This is a genomic window from Dyella sp. (assembly GCF_051954575.1).
Classification (GTDB): Bacteria; Pseudomonadota; Gammaproteobacteria; order Xanthomonadales; family Rhodanobacteraceae; genus Dyella_B.
Genome location: NZ_JBQCHP010000126.1, coordinates 1 through 24,255, shown reverse-complemented (window position 1 = coordinate 24,255; position 24,255 = coordinate 1). Strand labels below are relative to the sequence as shown.

Sequence of the window (24,255 nt, the reverse complement as noted above, 5' to 3'; positions counted from 1 at the left end):
GTAGGTTGGGGTGCAAACCCCAACGTTGCCATGCATGGTCGGAGCTAAATGTCGGGGTTTGCGCCCCCAGCCTACGCGATCGCTGGAATGGTATCGATGCCCGCTTCGATCGCCGCCTTGTGCATATGCGTGCGCGGCAGCAGGCGTGCGAAGTAGAACGATGCTGTATCCCTTTTTGCCTGCTTGAACTCGGGCTGCTGCGTGCTGTGCGCCAGCGCCGCCACCGCGCGCGCCCAGAAATACGCCAGCGTGATGTAGCCGCTGTAGTAGAGATAATCGTTGGCGGCCGCGCCGAGTTCTTCCGGATTGGCCTGGATGCGCTGCGCCAGCTGCATGGTCAGCTCGCCCCATTCCTTCGCCAAGGCGCCGAGCGGGCCGATGTACGGTTTCAGGCTTTCGTCCGCCGCATGCTGCTTGCAGAACGCGCCGATCTCGGCAAGGAAGTGCTGCAGGCCCACGCCTTTCAATTGCAGGATCTTGCGGCCGAGCAGATCGGCGGCCTGGATGCCGGTGGTGCCTTCGTACAGTGTGATGATGCGTGCATCGCGCACGAACTGCTCCACGCCGTTCTCGACGATGAAGCCGTGGCCGCCGTACACCTGCAGCGCTTCCTTGGTGCATTCCTGCGCCAGTTCGGTGACCAGCCCCTTGGCGATCGGGATCAGGAAGGCGAGCAGTTCGCTGCCTTTTTGCCGCTGCGCATCGTCGATGCCGCGCGCTTCGATATCGGTCTGCAGTGCGGCGTACAGCAGCAACATGCGCGAGCCTTCCACGAAAGCGCGCTGGGTCAGCAGCATGCGGCGCACGTCCGGTTGCACCAGCAGGTTGTCGGCCGGCTTGTCGGGAAATTTCGCGCCGGAAAGCGAACGCGATTGCAAACGTTCGCGCGCGTAGTTTGCGCTGTTCTGCCATGCGCGTTCGGCCAATGCCAAACCTTGCACGCCCACGGCAAGGCGCGCCGCATTCATCATGGTGAACATCGCCGGCAAACCTTTGTTCGGTTGCCCGATCAGATAACCTTCGGCCTCATCGAAATTCATCACGCAGGTAGCCGAGCCGCGGATGCCCATCTTGTGCTCGATCGCGCCGGCGTAGACGTTGTTGCGTTCGCCCAGCGAGCCGTCGGCCTTCAGCTTGAATTTCGGCACGATGAACATCGAGATGCCGCGGCTGCCGGCCGGTGCATCGGGCAGGCGCGCGAGCACCAGGTGGATGATGTTCTGGGCCAGGTCATGATCGCCGGCGCTGATGAAAATCTTAGTGCCAGTGATCTTGTAATTACCGTTTTCGCCGGGTTCGGCGCGCGTCTTCAAAAGGCCCAGATCCGAGCCGGCCTGTGGTTCGGTCAGGCACATGGTGCCGGTCCACTGGCCGGCGACGATCGGCTTCAGATACGTGTGCTTCTGCTCGTTGGTGCCATGCAGTTCCAGCGCATGGCAGGCACCTTCGGACAAGAGCGGATACAGGCTCCACGACAAGTTGCCGGACTGGAACAGCTCGGTGGTGGCCGTGCCCAGCACCGAGGGCAGCGCCTGGCCACCGAATTCCTCCGCCATGGTGAGCCCGGCCCAGCCGCCTTCGGCGAACTGCCTGAAGGCTTCCTTGAAACCCTTGGGCGTGGTGACGGTGCGGCTGGCCTTGTCGAAATGGCAGCCCTCTTCATCGCCCGAAGCATTGGTGGGCGCCAGCACCTGCTCGCTCAGGCGGCCGGCTTCTTCCAGTACCGCATCGAGCAGGTCGCGGGTATGGCCCTCGCCCCCTTGCAGCTTGGTAAGTGCCGTTTCCGCGCCGAGTACATCGAAGAGTGCGAAGCGCTGATCGTCGAGCGGGGCCTTGTAGAGCGTCATGACGGGATCCTTCGTGGAGCGTTAGCGATACGTGTTGGGTACGCCGGGAACCGGCGAAAGGAAAGAGTTGCTGGTGAACGGAAAATCGCGCGGATTCTTGTTGTCCGGGTGATCTTCCAGATTGGGCACGGCATGCACGATGCCGTTGAGCGTGTAGGGCAGGGAGCCGGCGCTGCCCTTGCCGGCGATCGCCTGCAGGGCCTGGCTCATCTCCGGCGTGGGCAGCACCTGGACCTGCACCACGTCGCCGGCGAAGGTGGGGATATCCATCTCGAACTTGGCGTGCACGCGCACCGGCATGCCTTGCGCGATCTGCAGCCGGCCTTCGATCGACTGGTAGTCCATGCCGGTGTAGCTGTTGTTCTGGATGCGCAGGCTGAGCTGCCAGGCGCCGTTGGGCTCCACTTTCATTTGCTGGATGGTGATCGTGGGCGGGAATACGCTCTGGCGCTGCGGCCCACAGGCGGTGAGCACGCCAGCCAGCAGTACGAGAGCCAATCCGTGGAGCAGTCGTTTCATGGAAGCACCTCAAACGATTGTTTGAATATAGCAGGGAACGGGACAGGTGAAATGGGACCGCGCAACATGCCAAATGTTTGAAACGGCCCCGTAGGCTGGGTGGAGGCGCAGCCGAAATCCAGCTCGCCAGTCGCATCCCGATGTTGGGGTTCGCCCCGGTTCAAGTCCGGGGCTCAGCCCAACCTACGATGCATGTCGCTCATCGCATCGCCGTCACGGTTCCCAACGTCACACAGAGCAGGCATCATTAGCGATTGCACTTTCCATCCTTCCAAATCCGGATATCCATGTCCCGTCGCATCGTTGCTCGCCGCTCACCCATCCACGGCAATGGCGTTTTTGCCGTCGCCCCGATCAAGAAGGGTGAAGAAATCATCGAATACAAGGGCACGCTGATGACCCACGAGGACGCCGACGAGATGTACGGCGACGGTGGCGAAACCGGGCACACCTTCCTGTTTACGCTCAACGACGAGTACATCCTCGACGCCAACCGCAAGGGCAACATCGCGCGTTGGATCAACCACAGCTGCGCGCCCAACTGCGTGGCCTTCGTGATCGAAAACGAGAAGGGCGATCTGCGCAAGGACAAGGTGATCATCGAAGCCAAGCGCAACATCAAGGCCGGCGAGGAACTCACCTACGACTACGGCATCGTGCTGGAAGTGCCGCATACCGCGCGCCTCAAGAAGAAATGGGCCTGCCTGTGCGGTTCGCCCAAGTGCACGGGCACCTTGCTCAAGCCCAAGCGCGCCAAGTAAGCCGCGTCACGCCGCCCTCACCGGCGGCATACGTAACTTGTATAGCGCTGTTTGCAGACTTCGGGCCTTACCATCCGGAGTCTGCGCCATGAGCCCCAGCAAATCCTTGTCCGGCAAGAAAATTGCGCTGCTTGCCACCGACGGTTTCGAATACGCCGAACTGACCGAGCCGAAGAAGATGCTCGAAGAAGCCGGCGCCCAGGTCGACGTGATCGCCCCCGGCGACGCCAAAGAAATCAAGGGCTGGAAAGTCAGCGACTGGGGCGGCGCGGTGAAAGTGGACCGGCCGCTCGACCAGGCCAAGCCCGACGACTACCAGGCGCTGCTGCTGCCTGGCGGGGTGATCAACCCCGACAAGCTGCGCATGAAAGAGGAAGCCGTCTCGTTCGTGCGCGCCTTCGGCGAAGCGAACAAGCCCATCGCGGCGATCTGCCATGGTCCGTGGACGCTGATTAACGCCGGCCAGGTGAAGGGGCACACCATGACCTCCTGGCCCAGCCTGAAGCAGGATCTGGAAAACGCGGGCGCGCGCTGGGAAGACCGCGAAGTGGTGCGCGACGGCAACCTGATCACCAGTCGCAAGCCCGACGATATTCCGGCGTTCGGCAAGGCCTTCATCGAGCTGCTGGCGGCGTAGGTTGGGGCGCGAACCCCAACATCCGATTCGTCCATACATGGCAACGTTGGGGTTCACACCCCAACCTACGAACCTTCGCGGGCACTTGTACGCCTGTCATGAGTTGCCCATATACTCGGGCGCCGGCATGGGGGCCGGTTCTGACAGGGAAAACAAGCCATGGAAAACAATCCGTATGCCGCGCCTGGCGCGGTGGTCGACGATGTGTCTGCGTTTGGCGGTGATGACCTGGAGGCACGCAAAGCAACGCGTGGACGACGTCTAGGGGCGGTTTTGCTCGACGATCTGTTCTTCGGCCTGTGCTTGCTGCCAGTCGCCGTTCCGGCATACACGGGTTACCTTGCAAGAGCGCGTGGGGAAACGGCGCCAGCTTCCACTTATGGGGCCGTTGCCGCGCTATGTGCCGCCATCTTTTTCTGCCTTGCTGTCTACAACTTGATTCTCCTCCATCGCAGCGGCCAAACCATCGGCAAGCGTGTACTGGGCATCAAGATTGTTCGAACCGATGGTGATCGGGCGTCGCTTGCGCGCATCTTTTTCCTGCGCGCCCTGCCCATTGGCTTGCTTGGCCTGATTCCGTTGGTGGGTCGGTTCGCTGCGTTGATCGACGCGCTCATGATTTTCAGCCAGGAAAAGCGCTGCCTGCACGACCGCATTGCGGACACCATCGTCATCAACAGCTGACGCAGGAGGAACACGAAACATGGAAACGAATCCGTATGCCGCGCCGGGCGCGGTGGTGGAAGATGCACCGGTCAATACAGATCTGGAGTCGCGCAAGGCGACGCGATGGCAGCGGTTCTGGGGCGCCTTCATCGATAGCTTCATCGTAGGCATGTTCGCCTGGCCCTTGTCGATGTGGTGGGCCTCGCATTACGGCATCAATCATGCCGCCACCGCGCAGCTGCTGGAAAAGCTTCCCTTTACCGGGACGACGGCCATGACCGTCAGCGCAGTCTTGTTGCTGGTGATCGTTGCCATCAATCTCAACTTGCTCAGCAAGAACGGGCAGACCATCGGCAAGCGCACGGTCGGCACCAAGCTCGTGCGCACCGACGGCAGCACGGTCGAAGTCTGGCGTGTGGTCGTGTTGCGTTGGCTGCCGCTGTTTGTCGTGCGCTGGATACCGTTTGTCGGCAGCTTGGCGGGCCTCGCCGACGCGCTGGTGATCTTCGGCAGCGACAAACGCTGCATCCACGATTACATCGCGGACACCATCGTCATCACCGACTGATGCTCGATACGGTACGCGAGATCGAAACGCCGGAAGGCGTCAGCCTGCGTCTGCGTGCCGCCGGCGCGTTCAGTCGTGCGCAGGCGTGGCTGCTCGATCTGGGTTTGCGCGCCATCGTGTATTCCACCGCGGTCGGCATCTTTGCCGCGCTCGGCCGCGGCGGCACGGGCCTGGCCTTGCTGCTGCTGTTCGCGCTCACCTGGGGCTACAACGTGGTGTGCGAGGTATGGTTCCACGGCCAGACGCTGGGCAAGCGCGCGCTGGGCCTGCGCGTGGTCAGCGCGGACGGCACACCGGTGACCTTGCTGCCGTCGATCACGCGCAACCTGCTGCGCGTGGTCGATGGCCTGCCGGGCATCTACGGGGTTGGCCTGGTGTGCGGCATGATCGATCCGTCCGCGCGCCGCATCGGCGACATCGTGGCCGGCACGCTGGTGGTGCATGCGGACGATCTGCCTGCGGGCAGCAAGGTGCCGGTCGCGCCTGCGCAGCCGCTGCCCTTGCCGCTGGATCAGGACGAGCAAGCCGCGGTGATCGAATTCGCCGAGCGCTCGCCGCAGCTCACGGTGCAGCGGCAGGAAGAACTGGCCGATATCCTGTATCCGCTGACCGGCCGCGAAGGCACCGCGGCGGTCGTGCAGCTCACCGCCTATGCCAATGGATTGCTGGGAAGACCATGAAGCAGGAGCAGTTCGTCGCCTCGCATGCGCAAGAGTGGGACACGTTGCAAGCGTGGCTCGCGCAACTCGATCGAAAACCGCAAGCGGCGATGCGCGCCGAGCGCATGCTGGATTTCCCGCAAGCCTATCGACGCGTCTGCCATCAGCTTTCATTGGCGCAGGCGCGCGGCTACAGCCGCGAAGTGACCGATCGCCTGCAGCGCATCGTGCAGATGGGACACCGCCAGCTCTATCGCCCGCCGGCGCCGCGCTGGCACAAGGTGGCGGTGTTCCTGCTGGCCGATTTTCCGCGCCTGGTGCGCCAGCAATGGCGCTGCATGCTGATCGCCGCGTTGCTGCTGTATCTGCCGGCGATCGTGGCGTACATCCTGATCCAGTGGAAACCGGCGCTGGCGTATTCGCTGTTCAGCACGCGACAGCTTGCCGACTTCGACAAGATGTACGACCCGGCCAACAGCCATATCGGGCGCAGCAGCGGTACCGATCTGCAGATGTTCGGCTACTACATCATGAACAATGTCAGCATCGCGTTCCGCACGTTCGCGTCGGGTTTGCTGTTCGGCGTGGGCGCGATCTACGTGCTGGCCGCCAACGGCGTGATCATGGGCGGCGTGGCGGGACACTTGAACGCGATCGGCTATGGCGGCCCGTTCTGGCGCTTCGTGGTGGGCCATTCCGGATTCGAACTGACCGCCATCGTGATCGCCGGCGGCGCGGGACTGCATTTTGGCCTGCGCCTGCTCGCGCCGGGACGATTGCGGCGCGAGGACGCGCTGCGCGAGGCGGCATGGACCGGCGCGCGACTGGCGATGGGTGCGTTCGCGATGTTGATCGCCGCGGCATTTATCGAGGCGTATTGGTCGTCGATTGCTGCGTTGCCTGACGTGGTGAAATTCAGCAGCGGCGCCGGCATCTGGTTGCTGGTGCTGTGGTGGCTGGCGCGCGGTGGCGCAGGGAGCCGTCATGCAGCTTGAACGCATCGGCGTCGCCTTGCGTCCGCGCACTTCGCCCGAAGCGATGGACCTGGGCATGACCATGCTGCGCGCGCATGCGCGTGCGGTGTGGCTGGCGTGGTTCGCCTTTACCTTGCCGATTTTTCTGCTTTGCCAAGCTTTGGCTTGGCTGCTCGGCGCACCGTGGCTGGGCTTGCTTTTGCCCTGGTGGCTGCGGCCGCTGTTCGATCGCATTCCGCTCTATGTGCTGTCGCGCGCGGTGTTCGAGCAAGCGCCGACCTGGCGCGCCACGCTGCGTGCGCAGTGGGCGTGGCCATGGAAGCGAACGCTCGCCGCCTTGTCCTACCTGCGCGTGGATACCAACCGTTCGCTGCGTTTGCCGATGGAACTGCTGGAAGGTGTGGCCGCCAAGCAGCGGCGTGCGCGCTGGCGCGTGCTCAGCCGGCCGCTGGTGGGTGTAGCGAGCGGCCTGACCTGGACCTGCATCGCGTTCGAGCTGACCATCTCGCTCAGCTTGTGCATCTTTGCGGTGTGGATGCTGCCGAGCGAATCGCTGCCCGATTCGATGCGTGATATGAACCAGGCCTTCACGATGCCGGCCTTCCGCCACGCGCTGGTGTGGATCGTATGGGGCGTGACATACCTGTCGATGAGCATCGTCGAGCCGCTGTACGTAGCGGCCGGTTTTGCGCTGTACCTCAATCGCCGTACGCAATTGGAGGCGTGGGATATCGATCTCGCTTTCCGGCGCTTGCGTCAGCGTCTGCTGGAAGCAGGCGTGGCAATGGTGTTGCTTGCGTGCATCGTCGGCGCGCCATCCATCGCACGCGCCGCCGACAAGCATGCGGACGCCGAGCCGGCACCGCAGAACATCGCCGAGGTGTTCCATCAGCCGGTGAACGACAAGGATGCCTTGTTCGCGCGCAAGGCCGCCGAGGTCTATCGCGATCCGCGCTTCGGGCAGGAACACAAGGTGATGCACTGGGTTTTGAAAAAGCCTTGGGACTTGAAACCGCCCAAGCCGTCGACCGATTCCTCGGGCGGGTGGCTGGCTATATTCGGCAATCTTGGATCCGGCTTGTTGAACCTGGGTTTATGGGCGTTGCTGGCGGCCGTGGTGGCAGCCTTGATCGTGTTCGCCGTGCGTCATCTGCGCGGCATCTCGATGCCTGCGATAAAACCCGCCGAAAAGCCGAAGGCGTTGCGCAGCAGTGTCGTCCACGAAGCGCCGGTGCCGGACGACTTGCCCGCCGCCGTGCGCGAACTGTGGCGCGAAGGCCGTCGGCGCGAAGCATTGGCCTTGCTTTATCGCGGCAGCGTGCAGCGTGCAGCCGTCGCCTTGCGCATGCAGCCGCCGATCGATGCGACCGAATCGGACTGGTTGCGGCACGCGCGTTCGCTGGAAGACGCTGCGCGGCGCGAGCGACTGATCATCATCGTGCGCACCTGGCAGCTTGCCGCCTACGCCGACCGTTATCCCGGCGACGCCGACATCGACGCGTTGCTGTCGGGCTGGCCCGCGCAGCAGGTGACGCCATGAAGAGCCGCAGCATCTTCGTGCTGCTGGCGATCATTGTGGTCGCTGCGTGCGTCGCGATGTTTTTCCAGACCTTCAAGCGCGAGTGGACCACGGAAACCACGCCCGCCACCGGCGAGGCACGCTACAACCGTTTCTTTGCGCTCCAGAATGTGCTCAAGAGCATGGGGCAACCGGCCAGCAGCAGCGTGCTGCTTTACAAGATCCTTCCCGAGCTGGATGCCGGCGACACGGTGGTGATCGGCGATGACATCGGCCGCATCAAGCCCGACGATGCGGTGAACCTGGCCGAATGGGTTCGCGAGGGCGGCCATCTGGTGTTCTCGCCTACCGCCTATGCCAAGCGCGACGTGCCTTTGCTGGACGAACTGGGCCTGCTCAGCAATCAGGAAAGCAAGTACACCTGCGTCGCGCTTGCGGGCAACGGCGACAAGAATCCCATGCGCATCTGCGGCAGCGGTTTTCATCTGACCAGGCAGGCGCTCGCGCATGCCCAGGTGCTGCTTGGGGACAATGCGGACAAGGGTTTGGTCTTTGCGCGCGTGGCCGAAGGCGATGGCGCTGTCAGCATGTTGAGCAATCTCGGCGTGCTGGCCGACAACAGCCTGAAAAAGCCTGCACAGCAAGCGTTCGCTTGGCGTTTGCTGGCGCCGAACTTCGGGCGCGGCCATTGCTATCTGCTGTACGAGTTGGCCGGCAGTTCGTTCTGGGTCAGCCTGTTCGTGCGTGGCTGGCCGGCACTGCTTGCATCGTTGTTGCTTGTCGCAGGCTGGATGCTTATGCGCAGCGAGCGGCTCGGTCCGCTGGTGCCGGCGCCCGCGGCGCATCGGCGCGCCTTGCTGGAACACATCCAGGCCGTCGGCGAGTTCCTGTTCCGGCGCGATGGCGGGCGCAGCCTGCACCAGCTGGCGTGCGAGGCGCTGCTTGCACGCCTACATCGGCGCGACCCGGTCAGCACCACGCTCAAGCGCGACGAGTTGTATGCATGGCTGGCGCAACGCAGCCGGCTGGACGCTTCCCATATCGAGCAAGCATTCCTTTCGCCCGCGAACGCCGCTGCGTTCCGCGGCAGCATGATCACGTTGGCGCGGCTGAGGAGCCACCTATGACGAAATCCGATACTTTGGCCGAAACCCTTGCGCCCGCCGCGCCGCCTGCGCCGATGACGGTCGACATCATCCACGCACGTACCAACGCGTTGCGCCAGCAGGTGGCGCACGCCTTCATCGGTCAGACCGAGGTCTTCGACCAGGTGCTGATGGCCTTGCTGGCCGGCGGACACGTGTTGATCGAGGGCGTGCCGGGTCTCGGCAAGACCTTGCTGGTGCGTGCCCTGGCGGCAGCGATGAACTGCAGCTTCGGGCGCATCCAGTTCACGCCGGACCTGATGCCCACCGACGTCACCGGCCACGCGATCTACGACGTAAAAGCCGAGCGCTTCCAGATTCGCCGCGGTCCGGTGTTCGCGAACCTGCTGCTGGCCGATGAAATCAACCGCGCACCCGCCAAGACGCAGGCGGCCTTGCTTGAAGCGATGCAGGAAGGGCAGGCCACCATCGAAGGGCGCCGCTTTCCGTTGCCTGCGCCATTCATGGTGGTCGCCACGCAAAACCCGATCGAGCAGGAAGGCACCTATCCGCTGCCCGAAGCGCAACTCGATCGCTTCCTGATCAAGGTGCTGATCGATTATCCCTCGCTGGATGACGAAAAGCGCATGGTGGAAAACGTGCTGCATGGGAAAGTCGCGGCGGATCTCGACGTATCGCGCGTGCAGCAGGTGATGACGCAGGAAGCATTGCAGGCGATGCAGCAGGGTGTAGCGCATATGCACATGGACCCGGCCGTCACCGATTACGCCGTGCGCATCGCGCGTGCAACACGCGAATGGCCGGCGGTGGTCGGTGGCGCGGGGCCGCGCGGTGGCCTGGCGCTTGCGCGTCTGGCGCGTGCGCACGCTGCCATGGACGGACGCGATTTCGTCACGCCGGACGACGTGCGCACGGTGGCGTTGCCGGCCTTGCGCCATCGCTTGCTGCTGGCGCCCGAAGCGCTGGTGGAACGGCAGCGTCCGGATGACGTGATCCGCGCGCTGCTGCACAAGGTGGCTGCGCCGCGGCAATGATGCGACCGGCTCCATTGCTGTTGTGGCTGCTGTTCGGCTGGACGCTGGTGGGCGTGCTGGCGAGTCTGGACATGCTTCCATTGAACGCATGGCTGGCCTGCGGTGCCGCGCTGGCGTGCGTGATGCTGCTGGATGCGTGGCGGCTGCAACGTACCGCGTCACCCGCCGTGCAGCGCGACGTGGCCCCGGTAGTGCCGCTGGGCGTGGACATGCTGGTGCGCCTGCGCATGCAGTCGGCCGGAAAAAACCTGCGTACGATCGACGTGCACGACCTGCATCCCGGCAGTTGGCCGGTACGTGGGCTGCCGCATCGATTGCACCTGCCTGCAGAAACCAATTACGCATTCGAATATGGCCTGACGCCGGACGAACGCGGATCTGCGCTGTTCGCCGGCTGCCACCTGCGCATGCAGTCCGCCTGGCGGTTATGGCGGCAGTGCCGCACGCTCGACGTGGTAAATACCGTGCGCGTCTATCCCAACTTCGCACCATTGGCGAAGATGGCCGGCCTCACGGTGGAACTGGCTTCGCATACCTTTGGCGCGCGTCTGCAGCGGCGGCGCGGCGAAGGGACGGAATTCCAGGAGCTGCGCGACTACCGCGTCGGCGACAGCATGCGCAAGATCGACTGGAAAGCCACCGCGCGCATGGGCCATTTCATCTCGCGTGAATACCGCGAGGAGCGCAACCAGCAGATCGTGCTGCTGCTCGATTGCGGCCGCCGCATGCTGGCAAAGGATGGCACGCTCTCGCATTTCGATCACGTGTTGAACGCATCCTTGTCGCTGGCCTACATCGCCATGCGCGAGGGCGATGCGGTGGGCCTGCTGGCTTGCACCGGGCGCACGCAACGCTGGTTGCCGCCCCAGCGCGACAGCGGCGGTATGGATCTGCTGCTCGGCACCGGCTACGACTTGCAGGCCACCTCCGCGCCGACCGACTACCTCGCTGCTGCACGCGCATTACAGGAACGGCAGCGCCGCCGCGCACTGGTGATCCTGATCACCAACGTGCGTGACGAAGACGACAGCGAGTTGGCCATGGCCGTGACGCTGCTCGCGCAACGTCATCTGGTGCTGGTCGCGAGCTTGCGCGAACAGGCGGTGGAGCAGGCGGCGCAGCATGCGGGCGACGAGCTGGAGAGCGCCATCCGCAGCGCCGCGGCCATGCATTACCTGGACGGGCGCGAGCGCGTGCATGACGATCTCAACCGTCGCGGCGTGATGACGCTGGATGTGGAATGCGCGCAGTTGTCCAGCGCGTTGATCGAGCGTTATCTGCGGTTGAAACGCGAAAGCCGCCTGTAGGTCGCAATCTCACCTCACCGTCATTCCGGCGAACGCCGGAATCCAGTCAAGAATTACGTGCGAAGCACACGGCATATGGGTTTTGTGTGCTTCGCACGATGTATTCAAAAACTGGATTCCGGCGTTCGCCGGAATGACGGTGAGGCACGAATTGAATGTCGGCAGCATCGAAGCGTATTGGTCATCAATCACCGTATTCGATCCGCAACACCTCGATCGTCATATCCCCCGCCGGCCGCTCCCAGCGCACTTCATCACCCACACTCGCACCCAGCAACGCCGTCGCCAGCGGCGATACATAACTCACCAGGCCATGCTCGGCATCCGCTTCATCTTCGCCGACGATCTGCCAACGCCGCTCGCCTTCATCGCTGTCCACGGTGACGGTCGCGCCGAACGCCACGCGATCGTGTGGCTGCTTGGAAAGGTCCACTTCGATCGCGCTGGCGACGCGTGCGTTGAGATAACGCAGGTCGCGCTCCAGCGCAGCCAGTTCGTTGCGCTGGGCGAGCGCATCCTGTTCGTTGGCCTTGAGCGCATCGCGGCGCGCCAGCGCATCGGCCAGGCGTTCGCGCAGGACGGCGAGGCCGCGCGGCGTGACGTAATTGGGGTGCGTGCTTGCCGGCAATTCGGGCAAGGCATCCTGGTTGTCGTCATCATTGTCTTTGACGAAGGCTCGGCTCATTGCGGCCCTCCTATAGGAATCATGTGTTCAAAACCTGCCTGGGCGGCGGGTGTCTTCTGAGTACATAAGGTCGGTCCGGATGGCTGCAACGCCATGCCGGCCGACCGGTTCAGTCTGGCGAAGTCAGTCTTCGTCCAGTTTGGGTTTCCACGCCTCGCTGAGCTGGCGTTGCACCGGCGGCGGCACCGGTTCGTAGTGGCTCAGGTCGAGGCTGTAGCGGCCGCGTCCGCCCGTCATGGCTTTCAGCTCGGTCGGGTAATCGGTGAGTTCGGCCAGCGGCGCCTGCGCCTTGATCACCAGCTCGCCGTCCCTTTTGGCGTCCGTGCCCATGATGCGTGCGCGCTTGCTGGCCAGGCCGCCGGTGACGTCGCCGACGCTCGGTTCGGGAATGGCCACTTCCACATCCATGATCGGTTCCAGCACGATCGGTCGCGCCTTGCCGACCGCGTCGAGAAACGCTTTTTTTCCCGCGGAAACGAAGGCGACTTCCTTCGAATCGACCGGATGGTATTTGCCGTCGTACACGGTAACGCGCAGGTCCTGCAATGGATAACCGGCCACCGCGCCGAACTCCATTGCCTGCCGCACGCCTTTCTCGATCGCCGGCAAGAACTGGCCGGGAATGACGCCGCCTTTCACCGCATCGATGAATTCGAAACCTGCGCCGCGTTCGAGCGGATCCACGCGCAGAAATACTTCGCCGAATTGTCCCGCGCCACCGGTCTGCTTTTTGTGACGATGATGACCCTCGGCCGAGCCGGAAATGGTTTCGCGATAGGCGATGCGTGGCGGATGCGTAATGACTTCGACGCCATAGCGCTCCTTCATGCGCTCCAGCATGATCTTCAAATGGAGGTCCGACAGCCCGCGGATGACGGTTTCGTTGAGTTCCTTATGGTGCTCGACGCGAAAGCAGGGATCTTCTTCGGCCAACCGCGACAGCGCCTGCGAGAGTTTCTGTTCCTGTCCCTTGTGCTTGGGTTCGAGCGCAAGACCGAACATCGGCTGTGGGAAATGCACCGGCGCCAGGCGAATGCTGTCCTCGTCATGGGAATCGTGCAGCACGGCGTCGAAATGGATGTCTTCCACTTTCGCCACGGCGGCGATGTCGCCAGGTATGGCCTGTTCCATTTCCATATGCGTTTTACCGTTCAGGCGAAACAGGTGTCCCACCTTGAACGCCTTGCGGTTGTCATCGATGAAGAGTTGGCTTTCGCGGCGCACCGTGCCTTGCCATACGCGGAAAATCGCCAGCTTGCCGACGAAGGGATCGTTCACCACCTTAAAGACGTCGGCGATCGCATGGGCGTTCGGGTCCGGTTCGACGGCGATCTGCAAATTCTGCGCATTGCGAAAGGGCGGCGGATTGGCCTCGGCCGGATTGGGTAGCAGGCGATCGAAGATATCCAGTAATTCGCCTACGCCCGCGCTGCTGCGCGCGCTGACGAAACAGATCGGCACCAGGTGGCCCTCACGCAGGCATTGCTCGAACGCATCGTGCAATTGCTGTGGCGTAAGCGCCTCTTCGCCGGCATCCAGGTACGCGCCCATGGTCGCTTCGTTGACTTCCACTACCTGGTCGAGAATCTGCTGGTGCGCTTCGGCCAGCGAGGAAAAATCGGTGGCGCCGTCGCGATGGAAAAAGCAATCCAGCACCTTGCCGGCGTCGTTCGCCGGAAGATTCACCGGCAGGCATTCGCTGCCGAATTCCTCGCGCAGCGCGTTCACCAGGGCGGGAAGGGCAGCGACGTCGGCGTCGATCTTGTTGATCACCAGCAAACGCGCCAGGCCGCGCTCGCGTGCGCGTTCCATTATCCGGCGCGTGCCGTGTTCGATGCCGTTGGCGGCATTCACCACTACGGCGACGGTTTCCACGGCCGCGAACGCAGCGAGCGTGCCGCCGCGGAAATCGGTGTAGCCGGCGGTGTCGATCAGGTTGATGTGGCAGGCGTTGCGGTCGATGCCGGCGATGCAGCTGTCGATGGAGTGGCCGCGCGCCTTTTCCTGCGGGTCGGTGTCCGATTGCGTGGTGCCGCGCTCGACCGATCCGGCGTTCTGGATGACGCCACCGGCTTGCAGCAAGGCCTCGAACAGGGTGGTCTTGCCGGCGCCGGCGTGACCGGCGAGCGCGATGTTGCGGATGTTTTCCGTGTTGTAGGACACGATGCGACCCTCCTCTGCAAGAGCCGCACGTGGCGGCTAGTTCGTGGCGGGGCGTCATGCTCGTCCTTTGCGTATGGGACGCTGGGCGGGTCATGGCGGGAATACCGGCGAGCCTGCTGGCTTCGCGTTCGGTTAGCCTTCTCTCATTGGCCGGGATGGTCAAGTTGCAGTGCGAAGACCCTGCTGGACGGCAGGCGTTAAAGCGGTGTGATTGCGCATGGAACTGCCGGGGAAACTCACGGTCTTTGTCTGCACCCACCGACACCGCCATCCCCGCAGCGAGGACGCTTATCGAACGCCCCGATCAGGTCGAGCATCACCGCTGGTCACCAGAAGCCCATCGCGGCCTGGCGCTGCTCGACGGCCCCACCCGCGCCATGCTGCACGAATTGCGCTGGCGCAAGCCGCCGCGCGATCACCGACGGCTGTGGATGGCGTTGGCGATCGCGCTGGTGCTGCATGCTTTGTTCGTGGTGGTGGTGTGGTACGAGATGAAGCCCACGTCGATGCCGCCACAGGTGGTGCAGGTGCAGCTCGACCAGGGCATCCAGGTGCGTTTCATCGCGCGCGCCCCGGCGACCGCCAAAGCCGCGCCACCGCCCATCACGCCGCCGCCATTGCCGCCGCCGGCGCGCGAGCCGGTATCGAAGAACGCGATGACCTTGCACATGCCTGCATCGCCGCCACCGCCGCCCGTGCCCGCCAGCTCGGCGCCGCGCCCGGTATTGTTCGATCGCACAGGGCAGATCGTGCTGCCGGCGAATGCATCCAGTGCGTCGGCCGCGCCTTCCGCCGACTACGTGCAGCGTGCGCCGCAAGGGGATACGCAGATCATGCATGACAAGGATCCGATCAAGTACAAACCGACCAAATTGGATCCGTATTGGCGCAAGAGCACGAACGCCATCGACGATGCCCTGCAGAAAGTCGTCGAAAAAACCACGGTGAAGAAAACGATCCAGTTGCCGGGTGGCGTGCGCATCCACTGTGGCATTTCATTTGCCGCGCTTGCGGGTGGATGCGGTGGCGATCCGCCGCCTCCGCCTCCCCCCACCGATGGTGATGAACGCTTGAACATGGCGCCAGCAGCGCTGGTCAAGGGCAATGCGCCGCCGAAACCGGATCTTGCCGCCTGCATTGCCGATTACCGGGCTGGCAAACCGCTGCCCCAAGGTTGCCCGGTCGATACGCCCGCGCGTGCGGTGGATGCGGAAAAGAAGCAGCCAGGATCGTAGATCGCATGTTGGGCGGCTTGACGTTCTGGCGTACCATCAGGTCAAAACGCCCGGAGACCTCCATGAGCGAAATCGTTTTTTTGGTCGAAGAAGCTGCCGAAGGCGGTTATTCCGCGCGCGCACTGGGCGAGTCGATCTTTACTCAGGCCGAAACGGTAGAAGCGTTGCGCCAGAACGTGCGCGATGCGGTGCATTGTCATTTTGATCCGGGCAAGGGTCCTGCGGTCATACGCCTTCATTATGTGCGTGACGAGGTATTGGCCGCATGAGGTTGCCCAGGGATGTGGACGCCTCTGAACTGATCAAGGCGCTGCATCGCATTGGCTACCGCACGGTGAGACAAACAGGCAGCCACATACGGTTGCAAACCGATCACCCACAGCCGCATTCGCTCACTGTTCCTAACCATGCTCCGTTGAAGCTCGGCACGCTTGCCGCGATCCTGGCGGACGTGGCCGAGCAGCGCGGCGTGTCCAAAGCCGCGCTGGCGGAGATGCTTTTCGGCGCTTGAGAAAATCCGCGCGCTGGTTTCGGCAGATCGCTTCGCGCGCAATGCCCGGGTTGGCATTTCCGCCTACGGCCGCGTGCCGGCGGACGAAGAAAGAAGCGCGTCCGCCATTACACTGGCGCTTATGTCGCCGCCATCTCCCGATAAATCCAAACCGCCCCAGCAGGTGCTGATGATCAAGTCGCCGCGCGATGCGGCGACGTGGGCGTTGGTGTATCGGCGGCGCAGGCAGGACCGGCCGCGCGATCGGCTGCTGAAATCGATCGGGCTTATCGGCAGCATCCTGGTGCACCTGGTGGTGCTGCTTACGATGATCCTCGGTTCGCCCTACGACCTTCCGCCCCCACCGCCGGAACCGAAGGGCAATGCGCTGCTGGTGCGCCTGATCCAGAACAAACCGCAGCCGCCACCGCCGCCGCCCGTGCGCGGTGTGCCGCCCAAGGAGCATGGCCCTACGCATCGCGGCAACACCTCGCAGGTGACGCACGCCACGCATGAAACCTCCACCGCCGCACCGGTGGCGGCGGTAGCGCAGCCGCCGGTGCCCGCGCCAAAACAGGAGCCGGTGGTGGCGCAGGCCAAGCAGCCAGCCGCGGAGAAAGCCCAAGCACCAGCCGCGCCGATGCCGCCGATCACGCTGCCGAAGCCGTCGGCGCCGCCGATCGAACAACCGACGCCCAGCGGCCTGCCACCCGCGGCGCTGTCGTTGCAGGCCGTGCAGGCGCCGCAACCGGTGCCGCCGGCGTTTCAGCCCGAACCAGTGCGCAAGGCGCAGCCGGAAGGTACGCAGCCGATGCCGCCGTTGCCGTCGGTGGCCTTGCCCACGCAGCCGGCGCAATCGGCGCCCACGGTTACACCGCCACAGATCGCCGTGGAAAAACCGTCGTTGACGCCGCCACCCATGCCAACCGTGGCGGCGGTTCAACCCAGCACCGCGACCGCGGCGCCGCCATCGCCAACCTTGCAGCCGATTCCCTTGCCGGCGCAGGTGGCGCCCACGGTCAACCTGCAGCCATCGGCCACGCCATTGGCGGCGCCGAGCGTGCCGCAGCTATCGCAGCAGGTGGCCGGCCCCGTCGCGCGTCCGCAGGAACAATCGCAACTTGCGCCCGTGCCGGTGACGCCGGTTGCCGCGCCGGCGCCGAGCGTTACGCCTTCGGCCCCGGCGTTGAATATCGAAGCGCCCAAGCTGGCGGTGCCGGAGGTTTCGCTGCGTCCGCAATCGAGCCCGGCGCCTTCGCCGACGCCGACCACGCCACAGAACGAATCCAAGCCGTCGACGTCGTCCAGCAGCGAGCAGCAAACTGCGGCGACATCCTCGCCCAACCCATCGCCATCGAGCGCTGCCGCCAGCGAAGGCAACGCAAGCGCGAGCACCGCGCCTAACGCCACGCCGCAAGGCAGCGAGACCGGCAATCCGGGGCAACCCAACGGCGTGATCCAGTCGCAGACGGAAAACAACACCGGGCAGGGCACGCAGCCGTCGTCGTCGATCGGCACCGGCAACAACACCGCGGGCGAGCAGGGTGGCGGCACGCCAGGTACGCCCAACGGTACGTATATTCAGCTCAAGCCGCGCGGCGATACGGAAATCATGTCGCACAACACCAACCTGCCGCGCTACAAGGCGACGCGCTTCGACAAATACTGGACGCCCGAAGGCGAGAGCTCGGTCGACACCGCCTTGCGCCACGCGGTCGAAAAGACCACGGTGAAACACACCTTCAATCTGCCGCAGGGCGTGCGCATCGAATGCGGCGTGATGCCGTTGCTGCCGTCGGCTCTGTTCAGTTGCCACAACCCGGATCCACCGGCGCAACCGCTGGACAAGAAGATCTACGACCGCCTGAACCTGCCCACGCAGAACGCATCCATCCCCAAGAGCGAAACGGCTGGCGCGGCAAGCACGCCTGCGCCCGTCGCGCCAGTGGTGCTGGACAACAGTGCCGAATGCGCGGCGGCGCGTGTGAGTGGCGGCCCGATGCCGCCGAACTGTCCGCCATCACCCACGGCGCCGTTGAAACCCCTGCCGCAGCCGATCAGGCCGGTGGGTACGCCGAAATCAGGTTCGTGGGTGCCGGCCAGCGATCAATTTCATTAGGCAGAGCCCTGGACTTGATCCCGAAGCGAAACCCAGCATCGCCATGTCGACATGCAGAGCGATGTTGGGTTCGGTCGCGCCGCTGCGCTTACAACAACCGCAGCAGTTCCTTCATTAACGGTAACCGCCGCACGCGTACCGCGCTGACGCGGAACACCGCATTGGCGAGCGCCGGCGCCGCGGTCGGCATGGCGAGGAAGCTAGCGCCGGCCGGATCGCCTTCGCCGGGCACGACGATCACTTCGACCGTGCGCGGCAACTGCGACATGCCGGCGAGCGGGTAATCCTTCCAGGTGCTTTGCTGCACCTTGCCATCCTTGGTGGTGATGGCAAGATTCAACGTGGTGGAAAGCGCATCCAGCGTGGCGCCGGCGACCTGGCCTTCCAGGCCGGTGGGATTGATCACGCGGCCGACGTCGACCGCGCACACGGCGCGCTCGATGGTGAGCTTTTCGCCTTTCATCGATACTTCGATCGCATGCGCCACGTACGCGCCGCCGGTGTACCAGCAGGCGATGCCGAGGCCATTCACCGTGTGCAGCCAATCTTTCCAGCTGATGCGATCGGCGACCAGCTTCAAGACATTCACCAGGCGCGCGGTGTCGATCGCGCCGCCGCCTTGCAGCGGTACCAGGCGTGGCTCGCCAAGCAGGCGCAGTTGCGTGACGAGGGGATCTTCCTTCAGCGAATGCGCGATCTCGTCGATGAAGCTGCCGACGGCAAACGCGTTGGTGACATCCGGCATGCCGCGGTGCGGACCGCGTGGCAGCGAGGAAGTGAGCCCGAACCAGTCGCTGCGGTAATTGGGAACGAAGCCCGCCGGCAACTGGTTCGCGCCGACCTCCGACGTCCACAGATGATCGCTCGGCACGCCGCGGCCGGTGAGCGCGGAAGCGCTGGCGACGCGCTGGTTCCAGGCGATCACATGGCGTTTGGCGTCGATGATCGCGTTGAACTTGTGCACGGTGCCTGAGCGGTAGAAATCGTGCGTGAGATCTTCGTCGCGCGGCCAGAACAGTTGCAGCGGCTTGTCGACTTCCTTGGCCAGCATGACCGCTTCGGCCACGTAATCGTGATCGAGGCGACGGCCATAGCCACCGCCGATGCGCGGCACGCGGATGTCGATCTGGTCCGGCGTGAGGCCGGTCAGACGCTGCACCACCGTCCACGCCTGCTGCGGCGATTGCGTGGGTACGTAAAGCGTGGCGCTGGTCTTGTCCAGGCGCACCAGGCAGTTCATCGGTTCGCTGGTGGCGTGCGCCAGCCACGGTTGATAGTAGGTGGCTTCGACGCGGCGTGCGGCCTTGCGTTTGGCCTTGTCGACGTCGCCCTCGTCACGCACGCGTGTGGTGGGCGCGGCGTCACTGTTGAGCAGGGCAGTGGCCTGTTGTTCCAGCGCCGCGGTGCTTTCGCTGCCGCTGGCGCCAGGTTTCCAGGTGAGCTTCAGCGCGCGCCGGCCTTGCAGGGCGGCCCAGGTGTTTTCCGCGATCACGGCGACCGCCGGCGCGATCACCGTCTGGCCCGGAGGCAGGTTCGGCTCGGGCTTGAGCTCGATCACTTTCACCACGCCCTTGATGGCGAGCGCGGCGCTGCTGTCGAGTCCGGTGAGCTGGCCATCCGGCCACGGGCAATGCGCCAGCACGGCAACCAATGTCTCGCCCAGGTGCTGATCGAGTGCGTAGGGTGTTTGTCCGGTGACGATCGCGCGTGCGTCGATATCGCCGGCGGGCTTGCCGATCAGGGTGTAACGGTCCGGCGTTTTCAGCGAGATCGGGCCGGGCGGCAGCGCGATTTTTGCGGCGGCGGCAGCCAGTGCGCCGTAGCCGATGCGGCGGCCGTCCGGTGCAATCACTGCGCCTTGCTCGGTGCGCAATTGTTCCGGTGGTACGCCAAGCTGCGGGACGGCGGCGCGGATCAGCAGCCAGCGCACCAATGCGCCGGCCGAGCGCAGGTCGCGCCATGCGCGCGGCATGGAATTGCCGGTGCCGCCCACTTGCTGGCCGTAGAGCCAGCGCGGCTTGCCGTTGTCGTCGGCCACGCCCAGGCCCAGCGGCAGCACGCGCACGTACTGCCAGTCGGCGTCCATTTCGTCGGCGATGATGCGTGCGAGCGCGGTCGCCACACCGGTGCCGGTTTCCGGATCGCGCGCACCGATCAGCACGGTGCCATCGGCATCGACGCGCACATAGGGACCTAAGTCGTACAGCGTATCGCCCAGCATGTCCGGAGGTGTCGGCGCGGTGGCGGCGCGGACAGTACGAATGCCGACAATCAACGCACCGGCCGAACCGGCGAGTACCTGCAAAAAGCGGCGGCGCGACAATCTCACCTGGCAGCTCATGCCTTCGCCCCTTGCTTCATCGCCGCGGCGGCGCGCTTGATCGCCTTGCGCACGCGCGTCTGGCAGCCGCAGCGGCAGAGGTTGGGCAGGCCGTCGATGTCGTTGTCGGAAGGATCCTTGTTGCGGCCAAGCAGATCCATCGATGCAATCAACCAGCCCGGCGTGCAGTAGCCGCAGCCGATCGCGTCTTCGTCGATGAACGCCAGTTGCAGCGGATGCAGGTTGCCTTTGGCATCGGCAAGGCCTTCCACCGTGGTGATCTTCTTGCCGGCCAGCTTGCTCACACTCATACCGATGGCGGAGGTGGCCTTGCCGTTGACCAGCACCAGGTCCGCGCCGCCTTCGCCATGCTCGCCGCTGTACTTGGTGCCGTTGAGGCGCAGCACATCGCGCAGGTACCACAGCAGCGGCATCTCCGGATCGCCGGTATGGCGGAACGCCTCGCCGTTGATCTGCAGTTCGATGCCGGGGCGGACTGGGGTGGGCGTGATATCCGCAGCCTTACTGGGCAGCGCGGCGTGGTCTTGCGCCATCGGGTGATGTCTCCGTAGTGGGATGCTCTGATCAATTCTGCGTAGGTGGCATGAAGCCCAGAAAGCCCGCAGGGCGTGTTGCGCGATGCAGGGAAGACTGGCCGTCTTTTCAAGTCGCGCGGCACGGCCTGCGGGCTTTCTGGGCTTCACCCTTCGGGCCGGCTCTGTCTGTCCGCATGCCTTCGGTCCATCGTCTCGACAGACGGCCAGTCTGCCTTCGCCGACGGCCCTGTGGCCTGCGAACAGACAGAACCGGTGACACCTGCGCAGAATTGATCAGAGCATCCCTCATTCCCCCATTTTGGCATTGCCACGGGAATTTAGGTGCGAACCGCCCTGAACAAATGCTTCCAGATGAAATACACCGGGATGCCGGCCGCCATGATCGCCACGCCGATGCCCGTATTCACCAAACTTGTACGCAGGCTCTGCACCACCACCAGCCCGATGACGACGACGAAAATCAGCGGCAGCAGCGGATAGCCCGGCACGCGGAACGCCACCTCGCCCTGCTGCCGATGGCGGTACCAGAACAGCGTGGCCACGCCCACGGCGCAGGCCAGCCAGTCGCCGAAGGTGGCGTAATCGAGCAATTGGCCGTAGCTGCCCGACAGCACCAGCACGATCGACCAGCCCACCAGCAGCACCAGCGCCAGATTCGGCGTGTGATGACGCGGATGCAGCCGTCCCACGCTGGCGAAGAACAACCCGTCGGCGCCCATCACCTGCAGTACACGCGCGCCGGCGACCAGGGTGATGTTGCAGAAGCCGAAGGTGGAAATGGCGATGCCGATGGCGATCACCTTCGCACCGGCCGGGCCGAACACCTTGTTCATCACCTCCGCCGCGGGCGTGCGGCTGTGCGCCAGCCCGTCATGGCCCAGCACCGCCAGATAGGCCACGTTGACCAGCGCATACGCCGCGATCACGCCCAGCATGCCTAAGAACAACGCGCGCGGCAGCGTCCGCTGCGGTTCGCGCACTTCGCCGGCGAGGTTGTTGAGATAGGTAAAGCCGGAGTAGGCGAACAGCACCGGCAGCGACGCGCTCATGAAGCCGACGTCGGCGCGTGCCGGATCGGCCGCCAGCCACGGCGCGCCGCTGCCGACGCCGGCCAGGAACAGGCCGCACACCACCAGCACCGCCACCGCGAGCAGTTTCAGCAGCGTGAACAGGTTCTGCATCTGCACGCCGAACTTGAGCCCGAACAGGTTGATCACCGCCACCATCGCCAGCGCGCCCACCGCCAGCGGCGTGGCCACGCCCGCCGGCAGGCCGAACACCGAGGCCGCGTAGCTGGCGAAGATCGTCGCCACCGCCGCGCTCGAACCGGAATAGATCACCAACAGCATGGTCCAGCCGAACAGGAATCCCGCGAGCGGGCCGAAGGCTTCGCGCAAATACACATACGTGCCGCCGGCATGCGGACGGCGCGCGCCAAGCTCGGCGTAGCACAGCGCGCCGATCAAGGTCAGCACGCCCGCGCCTACCCACATCAGCAGCAGCGCCAGTCCCGATTCCGTACGCTGCGCGGCAATGCCTGGATTCAGGAAAATGCCGCCGCCGATGATCCCGCCGATCACCACCAGCGCCGCGTCCCGCAGGCGAAGGCTGCGCTGATAGCCGGTAACCGGTGACGTCATGGGGATGCCCCTGGAATGGAAAGGCAGAGCATGGCAATCGGCAGCTGATCCGGCAAGGTCTCAAGCGTTGGATAGGTGTCAGCGCAGAAATGAAGGGTTCGCTGCGAACAGTTCCTGCTCCTGTGCGAGCAATGGCTCCCTCCCCTGCGCGCATGGGAGGGTTGGGGTGGGGTTGTTTGGGCTTGCTGCAATATTGAAATGCTCCGCGAGCTTGCTTCACCCCATCCCGGCCCTCCCCTACTTCGCAGGGGAGGGAGCAGATCGCTTAAGCAGAAGCCGTCTCGCCCAAATCCAGCTCGCCACGAATCACCAGCGCGCATCGCCCGCCGATGGTGATGGCGCCGCTGGCGGCATCGCGCTTGACGTGCACGTATCCGTCGCGGCCCACTTCGCGCCCCTGGCTGGCCACGTAATCGAAGCCGAAACGACGATCGCCGCGTTCGGCAAGCAGCGCCATGATGCCGGCGTTAACGCTGCCGGTAACCGGGTCTTCCGGCATGTCGTCCGCCGGGCAGAAGGCGCGCACGGCCATCTTCGCGATACCGCCGTGTTCCTGGCCGAACACGCTGAGGCCAATGACGCCATGCTGTTCGGTCAACGCCGCGATGGCGCTCAGATCGGGCTTCAAGGCGCGCACGCGCGATGCCTCCGCCATATCGCACACCCACCAGTGCGGACCGTTGTCCACCAGGCTGATCGAAACATCGCCGGGCGCCACGTGGATCGCCTGCGCGATGGCCTGGCGCACATCGGCGCTCACGTCATGCACGCGAGCGGCCGGTGCCTGCACACGGATCACCCGTTCGGTGCCGGAACACTCGACGGTCACCGGCAGCAGGCCGGCGGCGCACTGCTGGATCAAGCTTGTCTTGCCGCTATCGACCAAGCCTGCTTCGATCGCCACATAGGCGCTGCCGACGCTCGGATGCCCGGCAAACGGCAATTCCCGGCGTGGCGTGAAAATGCGCACGCGATAATCCGCATCCGGCACCGTCGGCGGCAGCAGAAAAGCGGTTTCGGAAAGATTCGTCCAGCGCGCGAAGGCGCGCATGGTGGCCTCGTCCAAGCCGTCGCCATCGATCACGACCGCGAGCGGATTGCCTTTCATCGGCAGGTGCGAGAACACATCCAGTTGCATGAAGCGGCGCTTGGAAGACATGGCGTATGAGATGGCGGAGAGAACTGCCATCATAACCATGCATGCGTGCGCTTGAGTTCCCTCCCCCGATAACGGGGGAGGGAAGGGGCGGCTACTTAAAACCCGCTACGCAGGAACACATCCAGATTCGCGACATCGAGCGCACCGATGCCTGCACCTGGGTTGTAGTGCGGCGCACCGTTGTAGAACCAGTTGTCGCCGGTGCGAATCGCCTTGAACGGCGTGAACCAGCCGTAGCCGAAGATGTTCTGGATCGCATACACCTGCGGATTCCACAAGCCGATGCGATG

22 protein-coding genes and 1 pseudogene are annotated in these 24,255 nt (G+C 64.4%); 14 read left to right on the top strand and 9 right to left on the bottom strand.

All coding sequences use genetic code 11. The annotated features are described in order from the left end of the window. Positions 1–71: 71 nt before the first annotated feature. Both ACTHNE_RS16550 and ACTHNE_RS16545 read right to left on the bottom strand, forming a co-directional pair. Positions 72–1,847: an acyl-CoA dehydrogenase C-terminal domain-containing protein gene (locus ACTHNE_RS16550; protein WP_324938079.1), complete on the bottom strand. Its 1,776-nt coding sequence runs from the start codon at positions 1,845–1,847 to the stop codon at positions 72–74. 21 nt (positions 1,848–1,868) lie between these two features. Further along, positions 1,869–2,366 carry a hypothetical protein gene (locus ACTHNE_RS16545; protein WP_324938081.1) on the bottom strand — a complete coding sequence of 166 codons (498 nt, stop codon included), beginning with the start codon at positions 2,364–2,366 and terminating at the stop codon, positions 1,869–1,871. A gap of 287 nt (positions 2,367–2,653) precedes the next feature. Here ACTHNE_RS16545 and ACTHNE_RS16540 point away from each other — a divergent pair, with 287 nt between their 5' ends. From ACTHNE_RS16540 to ACTHNE_RS16495, 10 genes are all read left to right on the top strand, one after another. Then, positions 2,654–3,127: an SET domain-containing protein gene (locus ACTHNE_RS16540; protein WP_324938083.1), complete on the top strand. Its 474-nt coding sequence runs from the start codon at positions 2,654–2,656 to the stop codon at positions 3,125–3,127. An 88-nt stretch (positions 3,128–3,215) separates the two neighbouring features. After that, on the top strand, positions 3,216–3,764 hold the full coding sequence (locus ACTHNE_RS16535; protein WP_440269823.1) for a type 1 glutamine amidotransferase domain-containing protein: 549 nt from the start codon (positions 3,216–3,218) through the stop codon (positions 3,762–3,764). 159 nt (positions 3,765–3,923) lie between these two features. Continuing rightward, entirely contained in the window at positions 3,924–4,448 is a 525-nt protein-coding gene (locus tag ACTHNE_RS16530) for an RDD family protein (RefSeq protein WP_324946059.1), read from the top strand. 19 nt (positions 4,449–4,467) lie between these two features. Further along, positions 4,468–4,998, top strand: coding sequence for an RDD family protein (locus tag ACTHNE_RS16525; protein WP_324946057.1), 531 nt, complete (start codon positions 4,468–4,470; stop codon positions 4,996–4,998). After that, positions 4,998–5,678, top strand: a complete 681-nt coding sequence (locus ACTHNE_RS16520; RefSeq protein WP_440269822.1) for an RDD family protein — start codon at positions 4,998–5,000, stop codon at positions 5,676–5,678. The genes ACTHNE_RS16525 and ACTHNE_RS16520 overlap by 1 nt, the downstream gene beginning before the upstream one ends. Beyond that, positions 5,675–6,652, top strand: a complete 978-nt coding sequence (locus ACTHNE_RS16515; protein WP_324946051.1) for a stage II sporulation protein M — start codon at positions 5,675–5,677, stop codon at positions 6,650–6,652. Before ACTHNE_RS16520 ends, ACTHNE_RS16515 begins: the two co-directional genes overlap by 4 nt. Further along, positions 6,642–8,171 carry a DUF4129 domain-containing protein gene (locus ACTHNE_RS16510; protein ID WP_440269821.1) on the top strand — a complete coding sequence of 510 codons (1,530 nt, stop codon included), beginning with the start codon at positions 6,642–6,644 and terminating at the stop codon, positions 8,169–8,171. The genes ACTHNE_RS16515 and ACTHNE_RS16510 overlap by 11 nt, the downstream gene beginning before the upstream one ends. Further along, positions 8,168–9,277, top strand: coding sequence for a hypothetical protein (locus ACTHNE_RS16505; protein ID WP_324946046.1), 1,110 nt, complete (start codon positions 8,168–8,170; stop codon positions 9,275–9,277). Before ACTHNE_RS16510 ends, ACTHNE_RS16505 begins: the two co-directional genes overlap by 4 nt. Beyond that, on the top strand, positions 9,274–10,290 hold the full coding sequence (locus tag ACTHNE_RS16500; protein WP_440269820.1) for an AAA family ATPase: 1,017 nt from the start codon (positions 9,274–9,276) through the stop codon (positions 10,288–10,290). Before ACTHNE_RS16505 ends, ACTHNE_RS16500 begins: the two co-directional genes overlap by 4 nt. Next, positions 10,290–11,597 (top strand): DUF58 domain-containing protein, encoded by a 1,308-nt coding sequence (locus ACTHNE_RS16495; RefSeq protein WP_414649773.1) that lies wholly within the window; start codon positions 10,290–10,292, stop codon positions 11,595–11,597. The genes ACTHNE_RS16500 and ACTHNE_RS16495 overlap by 1 nt, the downstream gene beginning before the upstream one ends. A gap of 184 nt (positions 11,598–11,781) precedes the next feature. Here the strand turns inward: ACTHNE_RS16495 and ACTHNE_RS16490 are convergent, their stop codons facing one another. Together ACTHNE_RS16490 and fusA are read right to left on the bottom strand one after the other, a co-directional pair. Beyond that, positions 11,782–12,282, bottom strand: coding sequence for a GreA/GreB family elongation factor (locus ACTHNE_RS16490; protein WP_324946041.1), 501 nt, complete (start codon positions 12,280–12,282; stop codon positions 11,782–11,784). A 123-nt stretch (positions 12,283–12,405) separates the two neighbouring features. Beyond that, positions 12,406–14,445: an elongation factor G gene (fusA, locus tag ACTHNE_RS16485; protein WP_440269819.1), complete on the bottom strand. Its 2,040-nt coding sequence runs from the start codon at positions 14,443–14,445 to the stop codon at positions 12,406–12,408. Between the two features lie 245 nt (positions 14,446–14,690). On the opposite strand from fusA, the gene ACTHNE_RS16480 reads away from it, so the two are divergent. The 4 genes from ACTHNE_RS16480 (at position 14,691) to ACTHNE_RS16465 (ending at position 18,289) form a co-directional block, all read left to right on the top strand. Further along, positions 14,691–15,680, top strand: a complete 990-nt coding sequence (locus tag ACTHNE_RS16480; protein ID WP_440269818.1) for a hypothetical protein — start codon at positions 14,691–14,693, stop codon at positions 15,678–15,680. 62 nt (positions 15,681–15,742) lie between these two features. Continuing rightward, positions 15,743–15,949 carry a hypothetical protein gene (locus tag ACTHNE_RS16475; RefSeq protein ID WP_440269817.1) on the top strand — a complete coding sequence of 69 codons (207 nt, stop codon included), beginning with the start codon at positions 15,743–15,745 and terminating at the stop codon, positions 15,947–15,949. Beyond that, positions 15,946–16,191: a type II toxin-antitoxin system HicA family toxin gene (locus ACTHNE_RS16470; RefSeq protein ID WP_324946030.1), complete on the top strand. Its 246-nt coding sequence runs from the start codon at positions 15,946–15,948 to the stop codon at positions 16,189–16,191. Before ACTHNE_RS16475 ends, ACTHNE_RS16470 begins: the two co-directional genes overlap by 4 nt. 121 nt (positions 16,192–16,312) lie before the next feature. Next, complete coding sequence (locus ACTHNE_RS16465) at positions 16,313–18,289, top strand: hypothetical protein (RefSeq protein WP_440269816.1); 1,977 nt, start codon at positions 16,313–16,315, stop codon at positions 18,287–18,289. An 88-nt stretch (positions 18,290–18,377) separates the two neighbouring features. On the opposite strand, the gene ACTHNE_RS16460 is transcribed toward ACTHNE_RS16465, so the two are convergent. The 5 genes and pseudogenes from ACTHNE_RS16460 to ACTHNE_RS16440 all read right to left on the bottom strand — a co-directional run. After that, on the bottom strand, positions 18,378–20,630 hold the full coding sequence (locus tag ACTHNE_RS16460; protein ID WP_324946024.1) for a xanthine dehydrogenase family protein molybdopterin-binding subunit: 2,253 nt from the start codon (positions 20,628–20,630) through the stop codon (positions 18,378–18,380). After that, entirely contained in the window at positions 20,627–21,163 is a 537-nt protein-coding gene (locus ACTHNE_RS16455) for a (2Fe-2S)-binding protein (protein WP_324946021.1), read from the bottom strand. Before ACTHNE_RS16455 ends, ACTHNE_RS16460 begins: the two co-directional genes overlap by 4 nt. 320 nt (positions 21,164–21,483) lie before the next feature. Then, positions 21,484–22,806, bottom strand: coding sequence for an APC family permease (locus tag ACTHNE_RS16450; RefSeq protein ID WP_324946018.1), 1,323 nt, complete (start codon positions 22,804–22,806; stop codon positions 21,484–21,486). Positions 22,807–23,071: 265 nt separating this feature from the next. Next, a complete protein-coding gene (locus ACTHNE_RS16445; RefSeq protein ID WP_440269815.1) occupies positions 23,072–23,965 on the bottom strand; it encodes a PhzF family phenazine biosynthesis protein in 894 nt (297 codons plus the stop codon). Positions 23,966–24,060: 95 nt separating this feature from the next. Beyond that, positions 24,061–24,255: pseudogene (locus ACTHNE_RS16440) on the bottom strand (S53 family peptidase); the annotation flags it as partial.